Here is a 3258-nt window from a genome sequence, read left to right as displayed (position 1 = left end):
GCTGTCCAGCGTTTAATCTCTTCGTCCATCGTCGTGCTCATCGGTGTCTCCTAAGTGAAGATTACACCTGAGCAGAAAATCACTGGGTCATTACATGCGGGGCTTGTGGCCAGCATGAGTCGCAAGGGCATGCCTTACGACAATGCGGTAATGGAAAGCTTCTTCAGCTCGCTCAAGCAGGAGCTGATACACCACGAACGCTTCGAGGATCGTGATGCGGCCAGAGCTGCAATCTTCGAATACATCGAGAGCTTCTATAACCGACAACGACTACATAGCAGCCTGGGCTACCGCTCACCCGAAGCTTTCGAGAGAATGGCTGAGGTGACTAATTAAACTGTCCGTGGAAACGGGACCAGTCCATTCCAACTAAATTTGCGTAATTGGAAAGACGCTCTAAATAGTCTGGCTTGAACGAAAGAACGTTATCGCCCTTTGATTTCACTTCGATGAGAACCGGGCGATCATTCACCTGAGTGGTGAATCTCGCCAATAGGTCGGGAACTTGAAGGTCTTGAAGCGAGCCAACCGGAGTCTGTTGCTGGTCGAGCTTATGTAGTAAACGACACTTCCCGAGCCAACCGCAAATCACAGAGAACTCATCTTCGGCTGGTAATCCTCTTTCCAGCCGTTTCACAAACCTTGCAACCGTAGCCGGGTCTGCACCCCATCCAAGCTCGGCGATTGCCTGATGAATTAGTCGCTCACCATTTGCCGGCATGGTCACCAATTTTGCTGCGGCCATGGTTATTTGCCCCCAGGGATCTTCGCCTGCCCTTCTTGCTCGCGGTGTTTATAGGTCTCTGCGACGAAGTCGATGAACGCGACAGCGGACGCCACCGCTAAACGAGCATGGCGAGGTTGCAGACCTCTGTGCATTCCGTCTCTTCCATGTCCGGTGCCATAAAGGCCCCTGAGCTGAGCAAGGTGGTTGGTCAATTGGGTGAGATTTCGCAGAATATTTCGAATATTCTCCGCACCCCTCGTTGCATCTGTGACACCTTCTGGAACTAGACGAAGCTCCTTCGAGAGTTTTTTGGTCAAATCACCCAAATCATCACTCTTACCTATCTCTACCCCGCGCTTAGCCAAGATTGTCTTGCAACACGACTCGACGAGCTCCTTTGCGGTGCCGATCGCCAGATCAGGATCTGTTTCAATGGCACGCTCCAAGCGTTCGATGGCTTTGGCCATCGCACCTGTGTCCAATGCCTCAGCTACTGTTCGAGCGCGCGATACCACACGCTGCCCGCTATTGGACAAAGACTGGTAAGCAAATCGGGGGCGGCCCGCGATGCGTTCGACCTCAACGATTTCCCAGCCAACGGGTCGAAGTTGATCATTGAAATGCGAAACGAGTTTGATAGCCTCATCCCGGTCCGGACGAACAATCGGATGAACAATTTCGCACAAGAACCTAAGAAAAATGTCGGCCGGCCCGTCCTCTAATTGAAATCGACGATCGGTATAGACCCAATCACGATCCCAATCTTCATTATTCACGCAGTGCTGCCAGATATCACCTGCGGCATCCTTGAATCGATCGTCAAATGAAGGCAGCTGGTTCAATTCATACAGCCGGCTCAAAAACTCGACGTCATCTAACTTTCCATACCACGCGACATTTTCGAGCTTCATCCCATCAAGAACATTGAGCCGAATTTGCCTTGGTAAATTAGATGCCTCGCTTCTCCACTCTTTCCGCAATTCCTTGGCCGGGATAATCTTCGCGGAATACCAATCCCCTGTTTCTTCTTCAAGAACAGTTTTGAGGCGAGTTGTAATCTGCGTTTCCAATTGCTCACGGCGCGCATTCAGCCGAGCGAATTCGGCCGCTGGCACCTCGAAGCTGACTTGCCAAAGATCCGTTCCACCATTCCAGTTGTCGTGCCCAGTCAAATCCACCCGAGCGGGATATGTCCGAACCAGATGTGCCGCGTCGTCCACGCCTTCTGCTTGCAACAGAGCGTGCACTGTGGCCAACGTCGTTTCCAGCTGCTTATCATCCATGGCTCCCCCGGTCACCCTTAGATCATTTGCATTCAGATGTCGAGCTTAGGCAACGCACGCACGATCTTCATGGTTTCAAGGCTAACCGTCACTACGCGGAGGAAGAGTTCCAATGGAGAACGCGGGTTCTTCATCGTCTTAACCGCCAAGTTGTTGGCATCGTTGGCGATCCCGCTGTCCTTGTCCGCTTTTACACACTAACGCCCTATCACCCACTCCAAAGCTGGCTTCCCGCTGATCACATGCTCATAAGCTCGTGCTCCGCCCTCGCACCATCAACCCTCCCTCCAACGTCCTTAGACGCCTGCGCACCCTCATCCGTGAGTTTTCGCCTCTGCATCTTTCAAAACCTCCCACATCTTGCACTTCAGTCCAGCACATATCCGCTGAAGTGTGTCGAGCTGGAGGTTCTTTTCCCCTCTCTCTACGGCGCTGTAGTAGGTGCGGTGCATGCCTATGGCATCCGCATAGCTCTCTTGGCTGTAGCCAGAAGCTTCACGCCTCGCTCTGAGCGTCTTTCCGAGGTTGCGGAGCAAGTGTTCGGTCATAGCCGACACCCTATGAGTAGTCCCCTTTTGGCTCTACATGTTTATAAGTAGACCTCTTTTAGGTAGACTACTTTAAAGTTTCATGACATGCTCTGATGACGAAGCGCAGTTTGGCCCTATGCCCCTCACGCCGTGCGCAACGTACGACGTGACAACCTGGAGTATTCGTGATGAACGCATCTCCCAACCTCATCTCTTACGCTTCCCGCAAAGCGGAGCGGTTTAAGCCGTTGGCCGTGAGAGAGCCTCCCGCGTCGTACCACGTGCGCCCACAGGCATCGGTGCGCATCCTGGTGGTGGCGAATGATTCTGAAACGCGTAGCGTTTTGATCCGCGAACTCAAGGCACTTCGCCTGGACCCGCTCCCCGTGCCTGACAGCCTGGCGGCCTTGAATGCCATAGCTTTGCAGGTGCCTGACGTGATCCTGATGGCCCTGGAGGGGCCGGACGAAGCCGTCTACCAAGCCGTGCTGCGTTTCGCGGTAGCCAATCTTGCAAGACGCACCCACATTCCCCTCGTCGCCGTCGTGGGGCAAAGCGGCGAACACTGGCGTCGCGCCTTGGATAACCGCCTGGATAGTGTCCTGCACACCCCCCTACGTCCCGCTTGATTAGCGTCGAGTCTCAGTAGGTGAGCAGAGGTAGGGCGAGCATGGCGGCATCCCTCAAGCGGAGGTGCCGCCATGCCGATGAACCGCGT

General features: G+C 54.0%; 4 protein-coding genes and 1 pseudogene. 2 read left to right on the top strand and 3 right to left on the bottom strand.

All coding sequences use genetic code 11. The annotated features are described in order from the left end of the window. Positions 1-99 precede the first annotated feature (99 nt). Positions 100-336: pseudogene (locus EKH80_RS23620) on the top strand (integrase core domain-containing protein); the annotation flags it as partial. Here EKH80_RS23620 and EKH80_RS23615 read toward each other — a convergent pair. The 3 genes from EKH80_RS23615 to EKH80_RS23600 all read right to left on the bottom strand — a co-directional run bounded on the left by EKH80_RS23615 (position 329) and on the right by EKH80_RS23600 (position 2558). Next, complete coding sequence (locus EKH80_RS23615; RefSeq protein WP_196240434.1) at positions 329-745, bottom strand: hypothetical protein; 417 nt, start codon at positions 743-745, stop codon at positions 329-331. The pseudogene EKH80_RS23620 and the gene EKH80_RS23615 overlap by 8 nt on opposite strands. Before the next feature lie 2 nt (positions 746-747). Beyond that, positions 748-2010 carry an abortive infection family protein gene (locus EKH80_RS23610; RefSeq protein ID WP_126687248.1) on the bottom strand — a complete coding sequence of 421 codons (1263 nt, stop codon included), beginning with the start codon at positions 2008-2010 and terminating at the stop codon, positions 748-750. Between the two features lie 314 nt (positions 2011-2324). Continuing rightward, on the bottom strand, positions 2325-2558 hold the full coding sequence (locus EKH80_RS23600; protein WP_126687247.1) for a helix-turn-helix domain-containing protein: 234 nt from the start codon (positions 2556-2558) through the stop codon (positions 2325-2327). Between the two features lie 170 nt (positions 2559-2728). Between EKH80_RS23600 and EKH80_RS23595 the strand changes: the two genes are divergently transcribed. Then, complete coding sequence (locus EKH80_RS23595) at positions 2729-3169, top strand: response regulator (RefSeq protein ID WP_126687246.1); 441 nt, start codon at positions 2729-2731, stop codon at positions 3167-3169. The last annotated feature ends 89 nt before the right edge of the window (positions 3170-3258 follow it).

This window comes from Dyella choica (genome assembly GCF_003977665.1).
Taxonomy (GTDB): Bacteria; Pseudomonadota; Gammaproteobacteria; order Xanthomonadales; family Rhodanobacteraceae; genus Dyella_B; species Dyella_B choica.
The sequence above is the reverse complement of the archived record's forward strand: the minus strand, read 5'-3'. Positions and strand labels throughout refer to the sequence as shown.

Excerpts from the sequence above, each read along its gene's own strand:
- EKH80_RS23615 (WP_196240434.1), bottom strand. The coding sequence starts at position 745 with ATGGCCGCAGCAAAATTGGTGACCATGCCGGCAAATGGTGAGCGACTA.
- EKH80_RS23610 (WP_126687248.1), bottom strand. The coding sequence starts at position 2,010 with ATGGATGATAAGCAGCTGGAAACGACGTTGGCCACAGTGCACGCTCTG.
- EKH80_RS23600 (WP_126687247.1), bottom strand. The coding sequence starts at position 2,558 with ATGACCGAACACTTGCTCCGCAACCTCGGAAAGACGCTCAGAGCGAGG.
- EKH80_RS23595 (WP_126687246.1), top strand. The coding sequence starts at position 2,729 with ATGAACGCATCTCCCAACCTCATCTCTTACGCTTCCCGCAAAGCGGAG.